General features: G+C 61.1%; 21 protein-coding genes. 15 read left to right on the top strand and 6 right to left on the bottom strand.

Translation table 11 applies throughout. The annotated features are described in order from the left end of the window. Positions 1–6 precede the first annotated feature (6 nt). Positions 7–765 carry a phospholipid-binding lipoprotein MlaA gene (mlaA, locus tag ACMGGW_RS15990; protein ID WP_148123628.1) on the top strand — a complete coding sequence of 253 codons (759 nt, stop codon included), beginning with the start codon at positions 7–9 and terminating at the stop codon, positions 763–765. A 116-nt stretch (positions 766–881) separates the two neighbouring features. On the opposite strand, the gene fadL is transcribed toward mlaA, so the two are convergent. Then, the gene (gene fadL, locus ACMGGW_RS15985; RefSeq protein ID WP_197832397.1) at positions 882–2,222 is read right to left on the bottom strand and encodes a long-chain fatty acid transporter FadL; all 1,341 of its coding nucleotides are present in this window, start codon (positions 2,220–2,222) and stop codon (positions 882–884) included. 405 nt (positions 2,223–2,627) lie between these two features. Here fadL and ACMGGW_RS15980 point away from each other — a divergent pair, with 405 nt between their 5' ends. From ACMGGW_RS15980 to sixA, 4 genes are all read left to right on the top strand, one after another. Next, positions 2,628–2,924 carry a YfcZ/YiiS family protein gene (locus ACMGGW_RS15980; protein WP_072145088.1) on the top strand — a complete coding sequence of 99 codons (297 nt, stop codon included), beginning with the start codon at positions 2,628–2,630 and terminating at the stop codon, positions 2,922–2,924. Positions 2,925–3,119: 195 nt separating this feature from the next. Beyond that, positions 3,120–4,430: an acetyl-CoA C-acyltransferase FadI gene (gene fadI, locus ACMGGW_RS15975; protein ID WP_141998597.1), complete on the top strand. Its 1,311-nt coding sequence runs from the start codon at positions 3,120–3,122 to the stop codon at positions 4,428–4,430. Next, positions 4,430–6,595: a fatty acid oxidation complex subunit alpha FadJ gene (gene fadJ, locus ACMGGW_RS15970; RefSeq protein ID WP_025303721.1), complete on the top strand. Its 2,166-nt coding sequence runs from the start codon at positions 4,430–4,432 to the stop codon at positions 6,593–6,595. The genes fadI and fadJ overlap by 1 nt, the downstream gene beginning before the upstream one ends. 388 nt (positions 6,596–6,983) lie before the next feature. Beyond that, a complete protein-coding gene (sixA, locus tag ACMGGW_RS15965) occupies positions 6,984–7,466 on the top strand; it encodes a phosphohistidine phosphatase SixA (RefSeq protein ID WP_004936230.1) in 483 nt (160 codons plus the stop codon). Between the two features lie 69 nt (positions 7,467–7,535). Here the strand turns inward: sixA and smrB are convergent, their stop codons facing one another. Then, entirely contained in the window at positions 7,536–8,066 is a 531-nt protein-coding gene (gene smrB, locus ACMGGW_RS15960; RefSeq protein WP_025303720.1) for an endonuclease SmrB, read from the bottom strand. Positions 8,067–8,236: 170 nt separating this feature from the next. Between smrB and prmB the strand changes: the two genes are divergently transcribed. The 6 genes from prmB (at position 8,237) to ACMGGW_RS15930 (ending at position 12,915) form a co-directional block, all read left to right on the top strand. Next, on the top strand, positions 8,237–9,169 hold the full coding sequence (gene prmB, locus ACMGGW_RS15955) for a 50S ribosomal protein L3 N(5)-glutamine methyltransferase (RefSeq protein ID WP_025160157.1): 933 nt from the start codon (positions 8,237–8,239) through the stop codon (positions 9,167–9,169). 65 nt (positions 9,170–9,234) lie between these two features. Continuing rightward, on the top strand, positions 9,235–10,320 hold the full coding sequence (gene aroC / locus ACMGGW_RS15950; RefSeq protein WP_004936219.1) for a chorismate synthase: 1,086 nt from the start codon (positions 9,235–9,237) through the stop codon (positions 10,318–10,320). A 5-nt stretch (positions 10,321–10,325) separates the two neighbouring features. Continuing rightward, the gene (gene mepA, locus ACMGGW_RS15945) at positions 10,326–11,153 is read left to right on the top strand and encodes a penicillin-insensitive murein endopeptidase (RefSeq protein ID WP_025303719.1); all 828 of its coding nucleotides are present in this window, start codon (positions 10,326–10,328) and stop codon (positions 11,151–11,153) included. Positions 11,154–11,156: 3 nt separating this feature from the next. Next, positions 11,157–11,963: a sulfite exporter TauE/SafE family protein gene (locus ACMGGW_RS15940; protein WP_025303718.1), complete on the top strand. Its 807-nt coding sequence runs from the start codon at positions 11,157–11,159 to the stop codon at positions 11,961–11,963. Positions 11,964–12,043: 80 nt separating this feature from the next. Then, positions 12,044–12,601 carry an elongation factor P hydroxylase gene (locus tag ACMGGW_RS15935; protein ID WP_043140178.1) on the top strand — a complete coding sequence of 186 codons (558 nt, stop codon included), beginning with the start codon at positions 12,044–12,046 and terminating at the stop codon, positions 12,599–12,601. 32 nt (positions 12,602–12,633) lie between these two features. Next, complete coding sequence (locus ACMGGW_RS15930; RefSeq protein WP_016926855.1) at positions 12,634–12,915, top strand: YfcL family protein; 282 nt, start codon at positions 12,634–12,636, stop codon at positions 12,913–12,915. 41 nt (positions 12,916–12,956) lie between these two features. Here the strand turns inward: ACMGGW_RS15930 and mnmC are convergent, their stop codons facing one another. Further along, a complete protein-coding gene (gene mnmC, locus ACMGGW_RS15925; protein WP_025303716.1) occupies positions 12,957–14,978 on the bottom strand; it encodes a bifunctional tRNA (5-methylaminomethyl-2-thiouridine)(34)-methyltransferase MnmD/FAD-dependent 5-carboxymethylaminomethyl-2-thiouridine(34) oxidoreductase MnmC in 2,022 nt (673 codons plus the stop codon). Between the two features lie 170 nt (positions 14,979–15,148). Here mnmC and fabB point away from each other — a divergent pair, with 170 nt between their 5' ends. Both fabB and ACMGGW_RS15915 read left to right on the top strand, forming a co-directional pair. Continuing rightward, a complete protein-coding gene (gene fabB / locus ACMGGW_RS15920) occupies positions 15,149–16,369 on the top strand; it encodes a beta-ketoacyl-ACP synthase I (RefSeq protein ID WP_016926857.1) in 1,221 nt (406 codons plus the stop codon). A gap of 212 nt (positions 16,370–16,581) precedes the next feature. Then, positions 16,582–16,803 carry a hypothetical protein gene (locus tag ACMGGW_RS15915; RefSeq protein ID WP_004936201.1) on the top strand — a complete coding sequence of 74 codons (222 nt, stop codon included), beginning with the start codon at positions 16,582–16,584 and terminating at the stop codon, positions 16,801–16,803. 51 nt (positions 16,804–16,854) lie between these two features. On the opposite strand, the gene apbE is transcribed toward ACMGGW_RS15915, so the two are convergent. Continuing rightward, positions 16,855–17,886 (bottom strand): FAD:protein FMN transferase ApbE, encoded by a 1,032-nt coding sequence (gene apbE, locus ACMGGW_RS15910; protein ID WP_151428821.1) that lies wholly within the window; start codon positions 17,884–17,886, stop codon positions 16,855–16,857. Positions 17,887–18,040: 154 nt separating this feature from the next. Here apbE and ACMGGW_RS15905 point away from each other — a divergent pair, with 154 nt between their 5' ends. Beyond that, positions 18,041–19,153, top strand: a complete 1,113-nt coding sequence (locus ACMGGW_RS15905; RefSeq protein WP_049203718.1) for an SLC13 family permease — start codon at positions 18,041–18,043, stop codon at positions 19,151–19,153. Here ACMGGW_RS15905 and pepT read toward each other — a convergent pair. After that, positions 19,150–20,397, bottom strand: coding sequence for a peptidase T (gene pepT / locus ACMGGW_RS15900; protein WP_197832395.1), 1,248 nt, complete (start codon positions 20,395–20,397; stop codon positions 19,150–19,152). The two genes, ACMGGW_RS15905 and pepT, sit on opposite strands and share 4 nt — an antisense overlap. A gap of 217 nt (positions 20,398–20,614) precedes the next feature. Between pepT and ACMGGW_RS15895 the strand changes: the two genes are divergently transcribed. Continuing rightward, positions 20,615–21,511 carry an endonuclease/exonuclease/phosphatase family protein gene (locus tag ACMGGW_RS15895; protein WP_197832394.1) on the top strand — a complete coding sequence of 299 codons (897 nt, stop codon included), beginning with the start codon at positions 20,615–20,617 and terminating at the stop codon, positions 21,509–21,511. A gap of 27 nt (positions 21,512–21,538) precedes the next feature. Here ACMGGW_RS15895 and ACMGGW_RS15890 read toward each other — a convergent pair whose 3' ends face one another. Next, positions 21,539–22,972, bottom strand: coding sequence for a PLP-dependent aminotransferase family protein (locus ACMGGW_RS15890; RefSeq protein ID WP_193389590.1), 1,434 nt, complete (start codon positions 22,970–22,972; stop codon positions 21,539–21,541). Positions 22,973–23,022 lie beyond the last annotated feature (50 nt).

Below are 23,022 nucleotides of genomic sequence, written 5' to 3'. Positions count from 1 at the left end.
AAAAATATGAACTTTCGCCTGACTGGGGTGGCATTCGCAGCGGCATTACTGGTGGGCTGTGCCAGCACGCCAGACAATGAGCCGCAAGGGCGTTCTGATCCTCTGGAAGGATTTAACCGGACGATGTTCGACTTCAACTACAACGTCCTGGATCCTTATATCTTGCGTCCGGTCGCGGTGGCCTGGCGTGACTACGTGCCGATGCCGGCGCGTAACGGCATCAGCAACTTCACCTCCAACCTGGAAGAGCCGGCCAGCATGGTCAACGCCTTCCTGAAGGGCGATCCTTACCGCGGGATGATCCACTTCAACCGTTTCTTCCTGAACACCCTGCTCGGGATGGGCGGCCTGATCGACGTGGCCGGCATGGCCAACCCGAAACTGGCGCGCGAAGAGCCGAATCGCTTCGGCAGCACGTTGGGGCATTACGATGTGGGTTACGGCCCGTACGTGATGTTGCCGGGCTATGGCAGCTTTACCCTGCGTGACGAAGGTGGCGACTTTGCGGATACGCTGTATCCGATGCTGAGCTACCTGACCTTCTGGATGTCGGCGGGCAAATGGGTGGTCGAGGGTATCGAAACCCGCGCTCAACTGCTGGATTCCGACGGTCTGCTGCGCAATTCCTCCGATCCTTACATCATGGTGCGCGAAGCTTACTTCCAGCGCCACGATTTCATCGCCAACGGCGGTTCGCTCAAGCCGGAAGAGAACCCGAACGCCAAGGCGATTCAGGGCGAACTGGACGAGATCGACTCGCAGTAATCCCGGGCATTATGCCAATGAAAACCCGCCGTCAGGCGGGTTTTTTTATGCCCGCGCGAGCGACAGGCAAAGAAAAAGCGCCCCAGGGGGCGCTTTGGCATCCATCTCAAGTGAGATTAGAAGCGGTAGTTGAAGTTGGCGCCGTACAGCCAGGCCTTGCCTTCGGAGGTGAAGGTATAAGGACCTTCGTTGATGGTGACTTTCTGGCCGTGCATGTAGGACACGCCGACGTCGACCGAGGCGTCTTTGTTGAACGCATAGGTAGTACCGGCACTCAGCCAGAAACGGTCCTGATCGGGAATGGAGATCGAACGGTTTTGGGCAGGCACCGGGCTGTCATCGAAGGCGATACCGGTACGGAAGGTCCAGTTATCGTCGTAGAAGTAGGTGGTACCCAGCGCGATGCGGTAAGCGTCTTTGAAGCCTTCATGCTTCTCGAACAGCGTCTGACCGTTGTTGCCGGTGGCTCTCAGCTCCTGGAACTGGCTCCAGCTGGTATAGGCCAGGCTGTAGTGAATGGCCCACTGCGGCGCCACTTTGTTGTAGCCGGACAGCTCCCACATTTCCGGCAGATTCAGATCCAGAGAACCCGGGATGGTGCTGCCGCTGGTGCCCCAAGGCAAGCCTAAGCCCAGAGATTGAGTCAGAGGGTTGAATTGTGCTGGCAGGCTGCTCTTGTAATCGCCATCGAACTTGATTTTGACTTCAGAGCGATAGGTGAAGCCGTAACGGTTGTTTTCATCCACTTCGTACAGGATGCCGGCGTTCCAGCCGTAACCCCATTTATCGCCTTTCAGGTGAGAAATCTGGGTATCGCCAGGGATTTGAGCGATCATTCCGGCTTGCTGAGGCGTTAATCTACCGGTTTGCAGGCCTTGACCTGCAAGCAGTTTCGGCAATTCACCGGCGTAGCGTTCCAGTTTGGCTTTGGCGTACACCGCATCGAAGCCCAGGCCGAAGCTGAAGTGTTGATTCAGACGGTAGGCGCCGCTCAGGTTGAGGTTAACGGTAGTCAAATCGGTCTTGCCGCCGTAGGCGCCGGCGGTATAACCGTCGTTGAATTCGGTCGCCAAACCGAAGTTGCTGGTGACCGAGCCGCCTACGGCGAACTGATCGTTAATCGGGTGAACATAATGCAGGTTCGGCACCCAGGCGACAGGGGCGATATTTTTGGAGTCCAGGCTGGCACCGGAAGGCGATTTGCCGGTGATGTCAACGTCCGGGTCGATGAAGACTGCGCCGATGGACAGCTCGGGACGGGTATACATCATCAGCAATGCCGGGTTGCGGCTTGCGGAGGCCGCCGTATCCGCCATGGCGCCTTCGCCAGAATACGAACGTCCTAAACCAGCTGATGAGAACTCATTCAGCTGGAATCCTGCGGCAGACACGTTTGAAGAAATAATTGCCACTGCAGCTGCGAGAGCTGATTTAGTCAATAGGTTTTTCTGGCTCATGACCAAAACCTCATTATGTGTTTATTATTTAAACTATTGTTACACGAAGTAACAAGGAGCGCGGGATTGTAGGGTCCGTTATCGTTCAGACAAATCAGACCAGTGGCTGAAGTATAGGTCTGACCTGTGAAATTGTTGCAAGTTTGTTTTTGAAATATTTCCAACCTGATATCAAAAAAGAGATCTGCTTAACAAAAAGCCAGCGGTAAATAACAAAATTCTTACCGTTCCTTAGCAGATGCTCATTTTTATTTGTGATTTCCATCACTTAAAACACCCAGTAAAAGTAAGTGCTAGTGATTGCCGGCGTGGAAGCGTAAAATACCCGCAGAATTTTGTGGCTTTGTGCCGGTGAGTGAAACGGCAATTTGGGCTGATAACCGAGGCCCTTGAGGAGAACCAATCATGTCAGATGCAATTAATAAATGCAGCGCCCAGGAAACCGCCGCGTGTTGCTGCGTGGATGTCGGTACCGTGATGGATAACACCGATTGCACCGCGTCCTACAGCCAGGTGTTCAGTAATCAACAAGATGCGGAAGCGATGCTGGCCGCCCTGAGCGAAAAGGCGCGCGCGGTTGAATCCGATCCTTGTGACATCAGCAGTAGCATTAAACCGGTTGACGGCGGCGTGCAGTTGGAGGCCGATTTCACCTTCGCCTGCCAGGCAGAAACCCTGATCTTCCAGCTCGGCCTGCGTTAATCCCCGCTTTACCCCCGGCGCCGCCTGCTGCGCGCCGGGGATTTCCTTCCCCGTGCCGCCCCGATAGAAAGTGCGCCTGCTCGCAGTTTTGATCTCTGCCGGTTTGCCAAATGTAACCGTTTGGTTAACAATGACCTCATCAGGTCAGACCTCTTTCTGCCCATTGCGCTGACGTTATTTTCTTCAGGAGCATTTATGAGTAAGGCACTGCCGTTGGTGACCCGTCATGGTGACCGCATTGCGATTGTGAATGGACTGCGTACCCCCTTTGCCAAACAGGCAACTGCCTATCACGGCATTCCGGCGGTGGATTTAGGGAAAACGGCGGTGAGCGAGCTGTTGGCGCGTAGCGGCATCGATCCGCAGCTGATCGAACAGCTGGTGTTCGGCCAGGTGGTGCAAATGCCCGAGGCGCCGAACATCGCGCGTGAAATCGTGCTCGGTACCGGTATGAGCGTTCATACCGACGCTTACAGCGTGTCGCGTGCCTGCGCCACCAGCTTCCAGGCGATCGCCAACGTGGCGGAGAGCATCATGGCCGGCAGCATCAGCGTCGGTATCGCCGGCGGGGCGGACTCTTCTTCCGTCTTGCCGATCGGCGTCAGCAAGGCGTTGGCGCGCACGCTGGTGGACGTCAACAAGGCGCGCACGCTGTCGCAGCGTCTCAAACTGTTCAGCCGGCTGAAATTCCGCGATCTGATGCCGGTGCCGCCGGCGGTGGCGGAGTATTCCACCGGTCTGCGCATGGGCGATACCGCTGAGCAAATGGCGAAAAGCCACGGCATCACCCGCGAAGCGCAGGATGCGCTGGCGCACCGTTCCCATGAACTGGCGGCCAGGGCCTGGCGTGAGGGGTGGCTGCGCGATGAGGTGATGACGGCCTACGTGCCGCCTTACCGCGCGCAGCTTTCTGAAGACAACAATATCCGCAAAGACTCCAGCCTGGCTTCCTACGCCAAGCTGAAACCGGCGTTCGATCGCAAACACGGCAGCGTCACTGCGGCCAACAGCACGCCGTTGACCGACGGCGCGGCGGCGGTACTGATGATGAGCGAATCGCGCGCCAAAGAGCTGGAGCTGCAGCCGCTCGGCTATCTACGCAGTTTCGCCTTCGCCGCCATCGACGTGTGGGAAGACATGCTGCTGGGGCCTTCCTACGCTACGCCGCTGGCGCTGGATCGCGCCGGCATCGGTCTGGCCGATCTGACGCTCATCGACATGCATGAAGCCTTCGCTGCGCAAACGCTGGCCAACCTGAAGATGTTTGCCAGCGAAGCGTTCGCCCGCGAGAAGCTTGGCCGCAGCCAGGCGATCGGTGAGGTGGACATGGACAAATTCAACGTCTTGGGTGGTTCCATCGCCTATGGCCACCCATTCGCCGCCACCGGCGCGCGCATGATCACCCAGACGTTGCGCGAGCTGAAACGCCGCGGCGGCGGGCTGGGCCTGACCACCGCCTGCGCCGCCGGCGGGTTAGGGGCCGCGATGATCGTGGAGGTGGAATGATGAGTGCCGAAAACGCATTGCACGAACAGCGGGCCAAACCGTCGGCCTTTCAGCTGACGATTCGCCCCGACAACATCGGCGTGATCACCATCGACGTGCCGGGCGATAAGGTCAATACGCTCAAGGCCGAGTTCGTCGAACAGGTGAACGACGTGCTGATCCGGGCGCAGCAGCATACCGCGCTGGAAGGATTGGTGATCGTTTCCGGCAAGCCGGACTCGTTTATCGCCGGCGCCGACATCACCATGATTGCCGCCTGCACCAGCGCCAAAGAGGCGGAAACGCTGGCCAAGAAAGGGCAGAGCACGCTAGCGCAGATCGCCGCCTTCCCGGTGCCGGTGGTGGCCGCCATTCATGGCGCCTGCCTGGGCGGCGGCCTGGAATTGGCACTGGCCTGCCACGGCCGCGTCTGTTCGTTGGATGACAAAACCGCGCTCGGTCTGCCGGAAGTGCAGCTGGGCCTGCTGCCGGGCTCCGGCGGCACTCAGCGCCTGCCGCGCTTGGTTGGCGCCGCCAAGGCGCTGGACATGATCCTGACCGGCAAGCACATTCGCGCCCGCCAGGCGCTGCGCATGGGGCTGGTGGACGACGCCGTGCCGCAGTCGATCCTGTTGCAGACCGCCATCGAGCGGGTGAAACAGGGCTGGAAGCATCAGCGCGAGCTGCCGTGGCAGGATCGCCTGCTCAATGGCCCGCTGGGCAGAAATCTGCTGTTCAGCATTGTGCGCAAAAAAACGTTGGCGAAAACCCACGGCAACTACCCGGCGGCGGAACGCATCATTCAGGTAGTGCGCACCGGGCTGGATCACGGCAGCGCCAGCGGCTATGAAGCCGAAGCGCGCGCCTTTGGCGAACTGGCGATGACGCCGCAGTCGGCGGCGCTGCGCAGCCTGTTCTTCGCCTCCACTGCGCTGAAAAAAGAGCGGGGCGGCAATGCCAAGCCGCATGCCCTGCATCGCGTCGGCATTCTCGGCGGCGGCCTGATGGGCGGCGGCATCGCCTGCGTCACCGCCACGCGCGGCGGTTTGCCGGTTCGTATCAAAGACATTAATGAAACCGGCATCAATCACGCGCTGAAATACAGCTGGGACGTGCTTGGCAAACGGGTACGCAGCAAGCGCATGCGCCCGGCGGAACGGCAAAAACAGATGATGCTGATCTCCGGCTCTACCGATTACACCGGCTTTGAGCAGGTGGATATCGTGGTCGAGGCGGTGTTTGAGGATCTGGCGCTGAAGCAGAAGATGGTGGCCGAGGTCGAAGCGAACTGTGCGCCGCATACCGTGTTTGCCTCCAATACTTCCTCGTTGCCTATCGGCCACATCGCCGAAAAAGCCCAGCGGCCGCAGCAGGTGATCGGTCTGCACTACTTTAGCCCGGTGGACAAAATGCCGCTGGTGGAAGTGATCCCGCACGCCGGCACCAGCGAAGAGACTATCGCGACCACCGTGGCGCTGGCGCACAAGCAGGGCAAGACCGCTATCGTGGTGGGCGACAGCGCGGGTTTTTATGTCAACCGCATCCTGGCGCCGTACATCAACGAAGCGGCCCGTTGCCTGCTGGAAGGCGAGCCGATGGAGTCGCTGGACAAGGCGCTGGTGGACTTCGGTTTCCCGGTCGGCCCGATCACCCTGTTGGACGAAGTGGGCATCGACGTCGGCACCAAGATCATTCCGGTGCTGGTCGAGGCGCTGGGGCCGCGCTTCGCCGCGCCGGCTGCGTTCGATGCGGTGCTGAAGGACGGGCGTAAAGGGCGCAAGAACGGCCGCGGCTTCTATCTTTACCCGAGCGAAGGGCAGCAGCGGCAGCGGCGTAAACGTGCGGATACCTCATTGTATACGTTGCTCGGCGTCACGCCGAAGGCGCACATGCTGCCGGCGACCGTCGCCCAGCGCTGCGTGATGATGATGCTGAACGAAGCGGCGCGCTGCCTGGATGAAGGCGTGATCCGCAGCGCGCGCGACGGCGACATCGGCGCGGTGTTCGGCATCGGCTTCCCGCCGTTCCTCGGCGGCCCGTTCCGCTATATGGACGAGCTCGGCGCCGAAAAAGTGGTGAAAACGTTGGAATACCTGCGCCAGCAGCACGGCGAGCACTTCGCGCCGTGCGAACGCTTGCAGCGCATGGCGCAGCAGGGCGAGCGTTTTTACCCGCTGGGGAGCTGAACGCAGGGCGGCCCGATTTGCACTATAGTTGCAACAGGGCCGCGTTGTGATCGCCATCACTCCTTGTAACAGCGTCAGCCGGTGAGGCTGTACAGCAAGGCGTAGGCAGCGGTAAGTTAGCTTGACCGTCATCAATAAATTTCATGGCGGTAAGGTTAAAATTTAACCCGTTGAATTGATTGTTCTGTGAGCAATCGAGGTTTGCCAGGGGAAGGTTGCTGTAAAAAACAGCATTTTCTTTAGGCAAACTTTCAGGCAAAATGCCCGGCCGCCATAAAGAGACGGCGCGTTATCGTTTTAAAGCTTTGGCTTTGGGTTGTAAAACTCGGCGGTACAGCACGCACGGCGTTTCTGTATAGCGTTACTTTGTCAACAACAGCGGTGCAATATGCAAGTTTTGATTATGCGTCACGGAGAGGCGGCGCTCGAGGCAGCCAGCGATGCGGTAAGGCCCCTTACCCTGTGCGGCCGCGACGAGTCCCGTCAGATGGCGGCCTGGTTGAACACCAAGTCTGTGGATATTGAACGCGTGCTGGTCAGCCCCTATCTGCGGGCCGAACAGACGCTGGCGACGGTGCGTGAAGCCTTGACGCTGCCGGAGGGCGAAGAAGTGCTGCCCGAGCTGACGCCGGGCGGCAACGCCGAACAGGTCGGCAGCTATCTGCAGGCGCTGGCGATGCAAGGGGTGAGCTCGGTGCTGATCGTGTCGCACCTGCCGCTGGTGGGCTACCTGGTGGCTGAACTGTGCCCGGGCGAGTGCCCGCCGATGTTCGCGACCTCGGCGATCGCTAACGTCGATCTGCCGGCGGACGGCAGCTACGGCAAATTTGAATGGCAGGTCAGCCCGTCGCAGGTGATGGCCAAAGTGTGAGCCGCGGATGCGGTGCGGAATAAACTCAGGGCGATGTCTGACATCGCCCTGAGTCGTTTCTGCGGGGGGCTATTCTGCCAGCTCCACCAACAGCAGGACGGCGGCGTTGCCGCCCCATTCCTTCGGCGCCTGATGGAACGCCAGCACGTCGGGATGCTGCGCAAGCCACAGCGGCGTTTGCTGTTTGAGAATGTGTTTGCCGTGCCCGTGCATCACGCAGGCGCAGTGCACGTGCTCGCGTTTGCAGGCGGCGATCAACGCCCCCAGCTCCTGCTTGGCCTGCAGCTGGGTCAGGCCGTGCAAATCGAGAAACAGCTCCGGCGAATAATCGCCGCGTCGCAGCTTCTTCAGCTCATACGGGCTGCTGCCGGGGCGCACGTAGCGCGTCGGGCCTTCCTCTTCCAGCTGCGGCTGATATTCATCTGAAAAATAATAGCTGGCATCGACCTGCTCCTGCAGCAGCCGCTGCGGCGCAACCTGTTTGACCTTGAGCTTCGGCGGGCGGTGGACGATGGTGTCCTGGCGCAGCTTTTTTGCGCCCGCCACCGACTCTCTGAAGAGCTGTTGTTCGTCTTTGCTCAGAGGGGGCTTGTTCTTCATGCTTCATTCACCGGAAATCGTTTATTTCGCTAGTTTACCTTGTGAATGAGCGCTGTCGACGCAAAACTCGGGCCAGAGTGAAAAGCGCGAGGGGCGCGCGTGATTTGTCGCGGGCTTCATGGCAAACTATGCGGCTAAATCATGAAACACAGCGCCTGCCGGAGGGCAAATTGGACAAAATTTTCGTCGACGAAGCAGTGAACGAACTGCACACCATTCAAGATATGCTGCGCTGGACGGTAAGCCGCTTCAACGCCGCCAATATCTATTATGGTCACGGAACCGACAATCCGTGGGACGAAGCGGTGCAATTGGTGCTGCCAAGCCTGTTCCTGCCGTTGGACATTCCGGAGGACATGCACACCGCCCGTCTGACCTCCAGCGAGCGCCATCGCATCGTTGAGCGCGTGATCCGCCGCGTCAACGAACGCATCCCGGTCGCTTACCTGACCAACAAGGCCTGGTTCTGCGGCATGGAATTCTACGTCGACGAACGCGTGTTGGTGCCGCGCTCGCCGATCGGTGAGCTGATCAACGATCGTTTCAGCGCGCTGATCCCGCACCCGCCACGCCATATTCTCGACATGTGCACCGGCAGCGGCTGCATCGCCATCGCCTGTGGCTACGCTTTCCCGGAAGCGGAAGTGGACGCGGTGGACATCTCCAGCGAAGTGCTGGCGGTGACCGAGCGCAATATTCAGGCGCACGGCGTCGAACATCAGGTGATCCCGATCCGTTCCGATCTGTTCCGCGACGTTCCCGCGATCCAGTACGATCTGATCGTCACCAACCCGCCGTACGTCGATGCGGAAGACATGTCCGATCTGCCGCAGGAGTTCCGCTTTGAGCCGGAACTGGGCCTGGCGGCGGGCAGCGACGGCCTGAAGCTGGTGCGCCGCATCCTGGCCTGCGCGCCGGACTACCTGACCGACGACGGCGTGCTGATTTGTGAAGTGGGCAACAGCATGGTACATCTGATGGAACAATATCCGGACATCCCGTTCACCTGGCTGGAATTCGAAAATGGCGGCGACGGCGTGTTCATGCTGACCAAACAGCAGCTGGTGGATTGCAAGGATCACTTCAGCCTCTATCGCAGCTAAACCGCATTTCCAGGGCCCGCACGGCGGGCCTCATAACGATAAAAGACTAACGGTAAGGAGCCGTGATGGCAGGAAACAGTATTGGGCAGATTTTCCGCGTCACCACCTTCGGTGAATCTCACGGGGTGGCGCTGGGTTGTATCGTCGATGGCGTACCGCCCGGCATTCCGCTCACCGAAGCCGATTTGCAACACGATCTGGATCGTCGTCGTCCGGGCACCTCGCGTTACACTACCCAGCGTCGCGAACCGGATCAGGTGCGCATTCTCTCCGGCGTATTCGAAGGCGTGACCACCGGCACCAGCATCGGTCTGATCATTGAAAACACCGATCAGCGCTCGCAAGACTACAGCGCCATCAAAGACGTGTTCCGTCCGGGGCATGCCGACTACACCTACGAACAGAAATACGGTCTGCGCGACTATCGCGGCGGTGGCCGCTCTTCGGCGCGCGAAACCGCCATGCGCGTTGCGGCGGGCGCCATCGCCAAGAAATACCTGCAGCAGAAGTTCGGCGTGCAGGTGCGCGGCTATCTGGCGCAGATCGGCGATGTGACCTGTGAGCTGAAAGACTGGGATCAGGTCGAACAGAACCCGTTCTTCTGCCCGGATCCGGACAAGCTGGAAGCGCTGGACGAACTGATGCGCGCGCTGAAAAAAGAGGGTGACTCCATCGGCGCCAAGGTCAGCGTGATTGCGGAAAACGTGCCGGTTGGCCTGGGCGAGCCGGTGTTTGACCGCCTCGATGCCGATCTGGCGCACGCGCTGATGAGCATCAACGCGGTGAAAGGCGTGGAGATCGGTGACGGATTTGCTGTCGTGACCAAACGCGGCAGCGAAAACCGCGATGAAATCACCCCGGAAGGCTTCCAGAGCAACCATGCCGGCGGCATTCTCGGCGGCATCAGCAGCGGCCAACCGGTGATCGCGCATCTGGCGCTGAAGCCGACCTCCAGCATCATGGTACCGGGCCGCACCATCAATCGCCAGGGCGAAGCGGTGGAAATGGTGACCCGCGGTCGCCACGATCCGTGCGTGGGCATCCGCGCCGTGCCGATCGCCGAAGCGATGATGGCAATCGTGTTGATGGATCACCTGCTGCGCCAGCGTGCGCAAAACGGTGATGTGGTTTCCGACGTGCCTCGCTGGTAATCGCCATGAAAAACTGGATGTTGGGCCTGGTGGCCTTGACGGCCTCCGCTTCCGCCATGGCGCTGACGCCGTGGCAGAAAATCGACCATCCGGTGGCCGGCGCGCCGCAGGCGGTGGGCGGTTTCGCCAACGGCTGCATCATCGGCGCGCAGCCGTTGCCGCTGAATTCACCGGACTATCAGGTGATGCGTACCGACCAGCGCCGCTATTTCGGCCATCCGGATCTGCTGGCGTTCATACAGCGCCTCAGCAGCAAAGCGAACCAGAAAGCGCTGGGCACGGTGCTGATCGGCGACATGGCGATGCCGGCCGGCGGGCGCTTCAGCAGCGGCCACGCCAGCCACCAGTCTGGGCTCGACGTCGACATCTGGCTGCAGCTGCCGCGCCAACGCTGGAGCGCGCAGCAATTGCTCAAGCCGCAGCCGATCGACCTGGTGTCAGGGGATGGCAAGCAGGTGGTGGCGAGCCAATGGCAGCCGCAAATTGAGTCGCTGATCAAACTGGCGGCGCAGGACGCGGACGTGACGCGCATCTTCGTCAACCCGGCGATCAAGCAGCGTCTGTGCCTGGACGCCGGCGCCGATCGCGCCTGGCTGCACAAGGTGCGGCCGTGGTTCGGCCACCGTGCGCACATGCACGTGCGTCTGCGTTGTCCGGCCGGCAGCCTGGAGTGCCAGGAGCAGGATACGCCGCCGCCGGGCGATGGCTGCGGCGCCGAACTGGCGAGCTGGTTCGTGCCGCATCAGCCGAACGCGAAGCCGGGCAAACCCGTGCCGCCGCCGTTACCGCCTACCTGTCAGGCATTGCTGGATCACCATTTCTCAGCGGAATAACACATGGACTGGTTCGTCATTGGCCCCGAAATGCTCGGGGTGTTGTTTGCGGTAGCGCTGCTGGCGGGGTTTATCGACTCCATCGCCGGCGGCGGCGGATTACTGACGGTGCCGGCCTTGCTGGCGGTGGGGGTTCCTCCGGCGCAGGCGCTGGCGACCAATAAGTTGCAGTCGGTCGGCGGCTCCTTCTCCGCCAGTCTGTACTTCATTCGTCGGCGAGCGGTGAATCTCAACGACCAGAAGCTGACGATTTTTCTGACGCTGATCGGCTCGATCGCCGGCGCCATTTTGGTGCAGCATATGCGCGCCGATTTGCTGCGGCAGATGTTGCCGCTGCTGGTGATCGGCATCGGTCTCTATTTCTTGTTGATGCCGCGACTGGGTGAGGAAGATCGTCAACGCCGTCTCGGGGCCTTGCCGTTCGGGCTGGTGGCCGGCGGTTGCGTCGGGTTTTACGACGGTTTCTTCGGCCCCGGCGCCGGGTCATTCTACGCGCTGGCCTACGTGACGCTGTGCGGTTTCAACCTCGCCAAGTCCACGGCGCACGCCAAGGTGCTGAACTTTACCTCCAACGTCGGCGGGCTGGCGCTGTTCATCATCGGCGGCAAGGTGGTGTGGAGCATTGGTCTGGTGATGTTGGTGGGGCAGGTGCTGGGGGCGCGTTTGGGCGCGCACATGGTGCTGACCCGCGGCCAGAAATTGATTCGGCCGATGATCGTGATCGTCTCGCTGGTGATGAGCCTCAAGCTGCTGTACGACAATCACGGCGCGGAAATTCAGCAGTGGTTGACCGCCTTGGTGCACGGTTAAAGATGAAGAGGGGGCGTTGCTTACGCGCCCTGTCTTATCAGGTATAATGGCCTCTTTATTTTTGTGGTTATAGAGTTTTTATGTCAGACATGCAGACCCGCCATCACTATGAGCAGTTGATCGAGATCTTCAATCGGTGCTTCAGCGATGACTACAACACCCGCCTGGTGAAGGGCGACGACGAACCTATCTACCTGCCGGCCGACGACGAATTGCCGTATCACCGCATCGTGTTCGCCCACGGCTTCTACGCCAGCGGCCTGCATGAAATCTCGCACTGGTGCATCGCCGGTGAAGCGCGCCGCCAACTGGTGGACTTCGGTTACTGGTATTGCCCGGACGGGCGCGACGCGCAAACCCAGAGTGAATTCGAAGCGGTGGAGATCAAACCGCAGGCGCTGGAATGGATGTTCTGCGTGGCGGCCGGTTTCCCGTTCAACGTCAGCTGCGACAACCTGAACGGCGACTGCGAGCCGGATCGCATCGCGTTCCAGCGCAAGGTGCGCGCCCGGGTATTGATGCTACTGGAGCAGGGAATACCCACACGGCCTGCGCGCTTTATTCAGGCGTTGCAATCGTTCTACAATACGCCACCGCTGGCGGCCGAGCATTTTCCGTATCCGGAAGATCTCAACTGACGCCACAGCCCGTTATTTAATGAGGAAATTTGATGATCGCAGAATTTGAAGCGCGCATTTTGGCGCTGATTGATGACATGGTAGAGCACGCCAGCGATGATGAACTGTTTGCCGGTGGCTACCTGCGCGGTCATCTGACGCTGGCGGTGGCCGAAGCGGAAGAACAGGGCGAGCATACTGCCGAAGCGCTGAAAGCGCGGGTGGAAGAGAGCCTGCACAAGGCGATCGCCGCTGGGGAACTCTCGCCGCCGGATCAGATTTTGGTGCGCGGCATGTGGGAAAACCTCTATCAGGCTGCCACCCCTGCCGCCTGACCGCCATGCCGGGGCGCGTCGCCGCGCCCCTCATCCATGAATTAAACCGCACGTCCTTTCAGTAACTTTCGCACCCACATTCGATTCGGATTCAACGCCGCCAGCAGGCGCGCGTCGCCCGGTAACGGTTCGCCGAACAGCTGCGCCGCCAGAATTTCCGCCGCCAGCGGCGCCGAACACAGCCCGCGCGATCCCAACCCACCGATAGCGAACAGGCCGGGATAGACCGGCGCATCGGCGACGGTTTCGCCGCGCTGGTTCTGCCGCTGCAAATCCTGATACTGCGTCAACGTGGCCTGATAGTCCGGCAGCGCGCCGACCATCGGCAAATGATCGCGGGTGGCGCTGCGCACGCCGCAGCGCGCCTGATGAGCGCTGACGTCCACCTGCTGCGGCCAGGCCTGCTCCGGCAGGCAGCGCAGCAGGCGTTCACGGTTTTCCTGTTGCTCCTGCTCGCGGTAGTCGGTGGTGATGTCGCCGCGCTGGTAGCTGGCGCCAATGCAGTGGTGGCCGTTGTTGGCATTAACCGGCGTCAGGTAGCCGTCGTAACACAAGACCTGTTTCAATTGACCGAGGGCCGGCGAGCTTGGGATATGCGACACCTGTCCGCGTACCGAATACAGCGGCAGGGCTTCCGTCGGCGCCAGTTCGGCCAGCCGATGGCCATTGGCCAGGATCACCGTCGCATGGCTGCGGCTTTCGCCGTGGGCGAAGTCGATGTGCCAGCCGTTTTCTTCCTGCGTCAGCCTCTGTGCATCGTGCCGGTAGTGGCAGACCAAGCCCTGGCGCTGCGCCAGCGCGAGAGCGCCGCGCGTCAGCTCGGCCGGACAGAGCCAACCGCCTTGGGGGTAGGTGATGCCGCCGAAGCCGGTATCGACGCCGCACAGTCCGCTGAGCGTCTCGCGGTCGGCCGCCATCGCCAAGGCCTGCGGCCAGTCGGTTTTCAGCATATTGGCGATCTTGGCGCCGCTCTTGTCGTCATAGGCCAACTGGCTGACGCCGCACCACTGATGATCAAAGGCGACGCCTTGTTGCAACAGCGCGTCGTACTGGCGGCGGGCGAAGGGAAACGCGGCGCTGAAGAAACTCTCCAGCGCGTCGCCGCTGCCGTTCAGCAGAGGATAAATCGCGCCCTGGCGGTTGCCGGATGCGCCCTCCGCAGCCTGCTCATCGGCGCAGTACAGCGTGACGGTGGCGCCGCGCCGCAGCAAGGCCAGCGCGGTGAGCGCGCTGGCGACGCCGCCGCCGATCAGGGCGATGTCGGCGGTGTTGTCCGCCGCCGGGCGCCGATACCAGGGCGCTGGATGAGGGGTGGGCTGCGCATCGGCCGGGAGCTCGCCGGCGAGCATCTCACGCTTTTGGCCGAAGCCTTTGCAGCGGTTGACCTGAAAACCGGCCTGTTGCAAGCCACGGCGCACAAAGCCGGCGGCGGTAAAGGTGGCGAAGCTGCCTCCCGGCCGGGCAAAACGCGCCATGGCGGCGAACAGTTGCTCGGTCCACATGTCGGGATTTTTTGCCGGCGCAAAACCGTCGAGGAACCAGGCATCCACCTGGTTATTCATGCTGGCGTCAAACTGCGGCAGCAGATCGTTGACGTCGCCGAACCACAGATCGAGCGTAATGCGGCCTTCGGCCAGCAGCAGACGATGGCAGCCCGGTAGCGGCAGCGGCCATTGGGCGCGCAGCTCGTCGGCATAAGGCGCCAGCTCCGGCCAGCGCGCATGCGCCGCCGCCAGGTCAGCCTGCTGCAGGGGGAATTTTTCGAAGCTGATAAAGTGCAGGCGTTGCAGCGCGGCGTCCGGCTCGGCCTGGCGGAAGCCGGCGAAGGCCTGCCACAGCGTGAGGAAATTGAGCCCGGTGCCGAACCCGGTTTCCGCCACCACCAACAACGGACGCGGGTGGGTGGCGAAACGTTGCGGCAGCCGATTGCCGTGCAGGAAGACGTAGCGGGTTTCTTCCAGCCCATCCTGATTGGAAAAATAGACGTCATCAAACTGTTTCGAAACAGGTGTACCCTGTTCGTTCCAGGTTAGCGTTGCGGTTTGGATGGGGGCGTGGTTCACGGTCAATGGCTCGAAATTCAAGGGATGCCGCGAATTCTAACGGCGCTGGCGCCCCGGCGCAAACTGGACAACAATAAAGCTGAAAAACGCTGATCGGACTTGTTCGGCTTACATCTGTACGCTAAAGTGCGATGCAAAATCCCGTAGGTAAATAGTGGAAGAGGTATTGAATGAAACGTGCAGTGATTACTGGCCTGGGAGTTGTCTCCAGCATTGGTAATAACCAGCAGGAGGTCCTGGCAAGCCTGCAGGAAGGACGTTCTGGGATCACTTTCTCCCAGGAGCTGAAAGATTCCGGCATGCGTAGTCACGTATGGGGGCAAGTTAAGCTCGACACGACCGGCCTGATCGACCGCAAGGCAGTGCGTTTCATGAGCGATGCTTCCATTTATGCCTTCCTGGCGATGCAAGAAGCGATCGCGTCTTCCGGCCTGAAGGAAGAAGAGTATCAAAACAACCCGCGTGTAGGCCTGATTGCCGGTTCCGGCGGCGGTTCTCCGCGCTTCCAGGTGTTCGGCGCCGATGCGATGCGCAGCCCGCGCGGCCTGAAAGCGGTTGGCCCGTACGTGGTGACCAAAGCCATGGCTTCCGGCGTTTCCGCCTGCCTGGCAACGCCGTTCAAAATCCATGGCGTGAACTACTCCATCAGCTCCGCTTGCGCGACCTCCGCGCACTGCATCGGCAACGCGGTTGAGCAAATTCAGTTGGGCAAACAGGACATCGTGTTCGCCGGCGGCGGTGAAGAGCTGTGCTGGGAAATGGCCTGCGAGTTCGACGCGATGGGCGCGCTGTCCACTAAGTACAACGACACGCCGGAAAAAGCCTCCCGCACCTACGACGCCGATCGTGACGGTTTCGTCATCGCCGGCGGCGGTGGCATGGTGGTGGTTGAAGAACTGGAGCACGCGCTGGCGCGCGGTGCGCACATCTACGCAGAAATCGTTGGCTACGGCGCGACTTCCGACGGTGCCGACATGGTTGCCCCTTCGGGCGAAGGCGCAGTGCGCTGCATGAAGATGGCGATGCAGGATCTGGATGCGCCGATCGACTACATCAACGTGCACGGCACCTCTACGCCGGTAGGCGACGTGAAAGAGCTGGGCGCTATTCGTGAAGTGTTCGGTGACAATACCCCGGCCATCTCCTCCACCAAGGCGATGACCGGTCACTCGCTGGGCGCCGCGGGCGTGCAGGAAGCGATTTACAGCCTGCTGATGCTGGAGCACGGCTTTATCGCGCCGAGCATTAACATCGAAACCCTGGATGAGCAGGCGGCCGGCATGAACATCGTGACTCAGCCGACTCAGCGCGAGCTGACCACCGTGATGTCCAACAGCTTCGGCTTCGGCGGCACCAACGCCACCCTGGTGATGCGCAAACTGGCGAAATAATTCCGCCTGAGCTTCATTTCGCCATCAAGCCCGCGTTTTCGCGGGCTTTTTACTGCTCAAAGCCCGCCGGGCGAGCGCTCGGAGTTTTCCCAAATCACATCCCCTGACACATCATTACCTCGCCATTACACGCGTTGGGCATACAATAGCCTGGTAGCGTGATTATCGCTCGGCGTAGCTTTCTAAAGTGATCGAACATTGAGGCAAGAAGTATGAAAAAGTTAATTGCGGTTGGGTTACTGTCGGCCGTGTTGGCCGGATGCGCCACCGATTCTCCCTGCGTGCCGGTCTACGATGACCAGGGGCGTCTGGTGCACACCAACACCTGTATGAAGGGCACCACTCAGGATAACTGGGAAACCGCGGGCGCGATCGCCGGCGGTGCGGCGGCGGTTGCCGGTCTGACCCTCGGTATCATCGCGCTGACCAAGTGATCGGCGCGGAACAGGAATAAGCCCGGCCATGGCGCGCCGGGCTTTTTTATCTCACTGCACCAAAAACGCTTTGAATTGCGGCGTCATCACGGCGCTGAAACCGTCGTCGGTTTTGCTGATCAGGTAGACCGCCAGCCCTTTCTCTTCTGCGAGCTGCAACGCTTTCTCCGGGCCCAGCACCATCAAGCCGGTATCCCAGCCGTCGGCCTCGAGCGCAGTGGGGGCGATCACCGTGGCGGAAACCAGCCGGTGGTTGATCGGCCTGCCGGTGGTCGGATCGATGACATGGGAGTAGCGCTGGCCGTTTTGTTCAAAGTAGTTGCGGTAGCTGCCGGCGGTGCTGATGCCGTAACCGTGCAGATCCACCAGCGCCTGCACCGCATTTTCACGATCGGTCGGCTTTTGGATCGCTACCCGCCAGGGTTTGCCCTGGCCGTTGACGCCGCGTGAAGAGACCGCGCCACCGACCGATACCAGGTAGTTGGTAATGCCGTGACGGTTCATCAGGCGCACCAACTCATCCGCGCCATAGCCTTCGCCCAGCGTCGAGAGATCGACATACATGCCCGGCAGATCTTTTTGCAGCCACTCCCCGCGACTGTCGCTGATCAGCTTCAGGTGTTGCAGGCCGATGTTCTGCTTCGCCGCGTCGATCTGTGCCTGTTCCGGCACCTTGACCGGATGCTTGTCTGGGCCGAACCCCCACAGGTTCACCAGCGGGCCGACGGTGATGTCCATGGCGCCGCCGGTATCGCGGCCGATACGCTGGGCCATCAACACGATGTCCGCCATGCCGCGCGGGATAGGCTGCGGTTCGAGGCTGGCGCTGTGGTTAAACCTCGACAGTACCGAATCGGCGCGGTAGGTCGAGATGTCGTCGTTGGCCCGTTCGAGCACCGTGTCGATCTGCCGCTGCAGCTCTTGTTTGCCGATCGCGACGTCACCGCTGACCTTAACGCTGTAGAAGGTGCCCATGGTCTTGCCGTCGATATCGATTTGCGGGCGGGAGGCGGCATCGTCGCAGGCGGCGAGCAGGGCGCATAAGGCGCTGAGCAACGCCCCTTTGGCGAACAGGGAAGCCATAACATGTCCTTTGAAACCGTGAAAGCCGCTACAAATAAAGTAAAGCGCGGCAAATGAAAAGCGGATAAAGGTAAAATAGCATTTTGCTGGCGCTGAAGCCGCGCCTGAGCTAACGTCTCGCTCATGCTTTTCGCTGAGGTTTCAAGCTGCCACCATGAGTGCAACCGCCATTTCCCGGATTATCCATCCCTTTGTCAAAGATCGCTTCTTGCATGTATTGCTGCTGGCCGGCGTGGCGATGTTCGTCTTTCATCCGCAGCCATTGGCGGCGTTGGGCGGCTTTATCGACGGCCGCACCCTCATCACCCTGCTGGGGCTGATGCTGCTGACCAAAGGCGTTGAGGTTAGCGGCTACTTCGACTTCGTTGGCCGTAAGATTATCAACCGGTTGCACAGCGAACGACGGCTAGCGCTGTTCCTGGTGTTTTCAGCCGCGCTGCTGTCGTCGTTTCTGACCAACGACGTGGCGCTGTTTATCGTCATTCCGCTCACCATCACGCTAAAAAAGCTGTCGGCGCTGCCGGTTGGCCGCTTGATCATCTTCCAGGCGCTGGCGGTGAACGCCGGTTCGTTGCTGACGCCGATCGGCAACCCGCAAAATATCCTACTGTGGAGCCGATCCGGCCTCTCTTTCCTCGATTTTATCGGCCAGATGGCGCCGTTTGGCGCCGCAATGATGTTGAGCCTGCTGGCGCTGACCTGGTTCAGCTTCCCGGCGCGCGACATCGTGAAAACGCCGAATACCGAGGGGTATCCCTACCAGCGGCCGCTGTTGCTGAGCTGTGTAGGGCTGTATGCAGTTTTCCTGCTGTGTCTCGATTTCGATCTGCCGTTGTACGGGCTGCTGGCGGTGTTCGCCGGTTTCTTGCTGCTGGCGCGCCGAGTGCTGTTGCAGATCGACTGGAGTCTGATTTTCGTGTTCGCCGCCATGTTCATCGATGTCGGCCTGTTTACCCGCTTGCCGCCGCTTCAGCCGGCGTTCGCCGCCATCGCCGGGCTGAGCGAGGGGAGCGTGTATGCGTTGGGCGTCGGGCTGTCGCAGATCGTCAGCAACGTGCCGGCCACCATACTGTTGCTCAACTACGTGCCCTCCAGCGCTCAGCTGGCCTATGCGGTCAACGCCGGCGGCTTCGGGTTGGCGATCGGATCGCTCGCCAACCTGATTGCGCTGCGCATGGCGGGGGAGCGCAAGATCTGGTTGCGCTTCCACTATTATTCGCTGCCGCTGTTGGTATGGGCCGCGTTGCTCGGCTGGGTGATGAGCTAAGCCGGTTGGCCGCTTTGCCGCGCGGCCAGCAGGCAAATGCTGCGGGTCACCTGATAGGATTTCACGAAGGCGTTGACGGGCAAAAACTCGAAGCGCGAGTGGAAGTTATGCGCGCCGGTGAAGTAATTGGGCGTCAGGATACCGCGGCTGGAGAGCGCTGCGCCGTCGGTGCCGCCGCGCATCGGGATCACCTTCGGCGGGATGCCGTGGGCGGCAAGGGCGCCGAAGATCAGATCGATAGCGCGCCGATCTTCGCCGATGGCATTGCTGATGTTGCTGTAGATGTCGCTGACGTTGCAGCTGACGTTGGCGCGCGGATAGTTGGCCGCCACCTGGCGCACCGTCTCCTCAAGGCGGGCTTTGCGCGCCTCGAAGGTTGCGCGATCGAAGTCGCGAATCGAGACCTTCAGCGTCGCCTGATTGGCGTTGGCGGCCAGATCGGTGAACCAGAAATACCCCTCGCGCCCTTCGGTGTGTTCCGGGGTATCCTGCACGTCGAATCGGTTAATGATGTCGTTGGCGATGCGTATCGGGTTGATTAACACGTTTTTCGCCGACATCGGGTGGGCGGTCACCCCCTCGATGCGGATCTCCGCCGCTGCCGCGTTGAAATTCTCGTACACCACTTCACCCAGTTCGCAGCAGTCGATGGTGTAGGCGAAATCGACGGGGAAACGCTGCAGATCCAGCGCTTTGGCGCCGCGCAGGCCGATCTCTTCATCCGGCACGAACGCCACCACGATATCGCCGTGGCGATCGGTGGCGCTCAGGTTGGCCAGCAGCGTCATCACCACGGTGACCGCCGCCTTATTGTCGGCGCCCAGCACGCTGGTGCCGTCGCTGAACAGGATCTCTTCGTTCCGGTAGGGCAGGATCTCCGGATGCTCGGCGACCCGCAGCCAGATGTCTTGCTCGGCGTTCAGGCATAAATCCTCGCCGGTGAAGCGCAGGCGCTGCGGATGAATCTCGGGCGACAGGCCGACGTCCACGGTGTCGATATGCGTGATGAAGCCGATGCGCGGCGCGCCGGGTTGGGTGCCGGGCTTGCGGGCGGTCACGGTGGCGTGCTCGTCGATCTGCACGTCGGCCAGGCCGAGCCGGCGCAGCTCGTCCGCCAACAGTTGCGCCATCTCATGCTGCCCCGGCGTGCTGGGCAGGGCGGTTGCGGCGGCGTCGCTCTGGCTGGTCACCGCCAGATAGCGGAAGAAACGTTCGGTAAGCTGTTCGGCAATCGGGCTGGTCATCGGAACTCCTCGCGGTTGGCAATCTACCGGTTTTAAAACGAAATCAGCCGATTGTCCAACGGCGCAATGCGTAAACCGCCAGAATGCGAAGCATCGCGCAGAAACGAAAAATAGCGGTGCAACTAGGAAATAGTCGCAGGTTTCTGCGGCAAAATCGGTGTTAGCTGTGGGCCGGGAAGCGCCTACATAACACTTATCTGTCCCTCAAGGAGAATTCATGCACACCGGTCACGCTCTGCTTATCACTTTACTGTCCCTGGGTATCTCTCACAGCGCCTGGGCGTCCGCCGATACCGGGCATGCCAACAGCAACGCCAACAGCCGCGAAGTGGCCAGCGCGTTGGGCGGCCTGAAGAACAAAACCTACGAGCTGGAGCAGGCGCCGAAGATCCGCGTCGCCAGCTTCAATATCGCCGCCGGCAAGGTCAGCGACATGACCGCCATCGCCAAGGCGATTCGCGCGATGAACGTCGACGTGGTGGCGCTGCAGGAGGTGGATAAACTCACCGCCCGCAGCGGGCGGGTCGATCAGGCGGCGGAACTGGCGAAGCTGACCGGCATGCAGGCGGTGTTCGGCCGGGCGATCGATTTCGACGGCGGTGAATACGGCCTGGCGTTTCTCTCGAAGTATCCGCTGCACGACGCCGTAATCTATCCGTTGCTGTCCGGCCAGCGCGAGCAGCGCATCGCCTTCAGCGCCAAGGTCGATGTGCCGGAGTTCCCGACGCCGATCACCCTGTTCAACACCCATCTCGATACCAAGGAAGATCCGACGATGCGTCTGGATCAGGTGCGGGAGCTGAACGATCGCACTATCGAAGTGCGCGGCATCAAACTGCTGTTCGGCGACATGAACGACGTGCCGGGCAGCGTCACCTGGCTGGAGCTGAGCCGCTATTGGAACGACATCATGCCCAACGGGCAGGACGGTCGCAGCTGGCCGGCGGAAAACGCCGAGATCAAGGTGGATTATATCTTCACCGGCAATGCGCAGCGTTGGCATCTGGACAGCCTGACGGTGCCGAACGCCAGCGGCGATTGGAATGGCGTGCACTGGCCGGCGGTGAGCGATCACCTGCCGCTGGTGGCGGAGATGCGCCTGACCGAGCAATAAGCCGGCCGGCGTCTTTCCAGGGCAGGGCTAAGCCACAACGATCCGCGCCAGCCGCTCGACGGCGCTGCGGATCTCGCCCGGTGTCAGGGCCGAAAAGCCCAGCAGCCATCCGTCGCGCTGGGCCTGAACCGTTTGGTATTGCGCAGTTAACCCGGGCGTAAGGACGCCGAGCCGCCGCGCCTGTTGGCTGAGTGCCGCCTCCCGGCCGGGCTGCAGCCAAACGCTGAGCTGCAGACCGCCGGCGGCAGGGGCGGGTGTGGCGAAGTGGCCGAGTTTTTCGCGTACTTCCGTCAGCAGCACATCGCGCCGGCTGTGGTAGAGCTGGCGCATATAGCGAATATGCGCGGCGAAGTGCCCCTGACGGATGAATTCGGCGGTGATCGCCTGCATCAGCTGCGCGCTATGGCCGTCATAGACCGTGCGCGCGGTGACGAACGGTTCGACCAGCGCGGGTGGCACGATCAGGTACGCCAGCCGCAGCGAAGGGAACAGCGATTTGGAGAAGGTGCCGAGGTATAACACCCGGCCACGGCGATCCAGGCCCTGCATCGCCGGTATCGGCAGGCCGTCGTAATGAAACTCGCTGTCGTAATCGTCTTCGATGATCCAGGCCTGCTGCCTTTCCGCCAGCGCCAGCAACGCTAACCGGCGCGCCAGGCTGAGCGCAGCGCCGGTCGGGTACTGGTGCGAGGGCGTCAGATAAATCAAACGCGGATCGGGCAAGGAAGGTTCTGCTCGCAGGCCGTCGGCGTCTACCGCTACCGGCGTCAGCGCGGCGCCGGCGCTGATGAAGGCATTTCTCGCCCCGGCGTAACCCGGCTCTTCCATCCAGACGCTGTCGCCGCTGTCCAGCAGTAACGTGGCAATCAGTTGCAGCGCCTGCTGCGAACTGGTCAGCACGATAACCTGGTTTGCATCGCAGATTACGCCGCGCGTTTGGTTGACGTGGGCGGCAATCGCTTCACGCAGCGGCAAATAGCCCTGCGGGTCGCCGTAGCGCAGCAGGCTTTCTCCCTGTAGCCGCAGGCGCTGCGCGGTCAGCTGCTTCCATAAGGCCAGCGGAAACGCGCGCAGGTCCGGCGAGCCGGCAGCGAAGGCCTGAGGATACTGCGGATCGCGGCAGCCGCCGGTTTGCACGATCTGTTGGCCGCGCTGTGAAAGACGTGGCATGCCGGAGCCGGTCGCCGGTGGTGGCGACTTGGCGATACGGATCGCCACAAATGTGCCCTGGCCGACGCGGCGCTGCAAATACCCCTCCGCCTCCAACTGGCCGTACGCCGCTTCTACGGTCACCCGCGAGAGGCTCAGATCGCGGGCCAACACCCTGCTGGAAGGCAGGCGTTGCCCAACGTTTAATGCGCCGTGGTGGATGGCCTGCCGCAATGCCGCACACAGACGATCGCGCAGCGTGCCGGCGGCGTGAGGCGATTGCTGAAACAGCGTGATCAGCGTGTGCCGCATAATGGGTCTTATCATGAGTAAAAAATGGGTATCAATCATAAGACCAAAAT

This window comes from Serratia sp. BNK-4 (genome assembly GCF_048685115.1).
Classification (GTDB): Bacteria; Pseudomonadota; Gammaproteobacteria; order Enterobacterales; family Enterobacteriaceae; genus Serratia; species Serratia bockelmannii.
The sequence above is the reverse complement of the archived record's forward strand: the minus strand, read 5'-3'. Positions and strand labels throughout refer to the sequence as shown.